Source organism: Streptomyces sp. NRRL B-3229 (assembly GCF_000719505.1).
Lineage (GTDB): Bacteria > Actinomycetota > Actinomycetes > Streptomycetales > Streptomycetaceae > Streptomyces > Streptomyces griseorubiginosus.
This window is the reverse complement of the sequence record NZ_JOGP01000156.1, coordinates 1-254: the sequence shown is the minus strand read 5'-3', so window position 1 is coordinate 254 and position 254 is coordinate 1. Positions and strand designations below refer to the sequence as shown.

Annotated in this window: 1 rRNA gene; it reads right to left on the bottom strand. The window is 57.9% G+C overall.

What is annotated here, in order from left to right:
* Positions 1 to 165 precede the first annotated feature (165 nt).
* Positions 166 to 254: ribosomal RNA gene (locus IF54_RS0139210) — 16S ribosomal RNA — on the bottom strand; the annotation flags it as partial.

Here is a 254-nt window from a genome sequence, read left to right as displayed (position 1 = left end):
CACTCGTGATCAGCGTTCCACGCTCCGAAGAGCAGTACTGGCAGCCCGAGATGACTGAAAGTGCCGAATAATCAACGTTCCACCCATGAGCAACCACCGTCGAACGTTTGCCGACGTAATGGCCCTGGACCACCAAGCACGCTTGGCGGCCTAGATGCTCCTTAGAAAGGAGGTGATCCAGCCGCACCTTCCGGTACGGCTACCTTGTTACGACTTCGTCCCAATCGCCAGTCCCACCTTCGACAGCTCCCTCC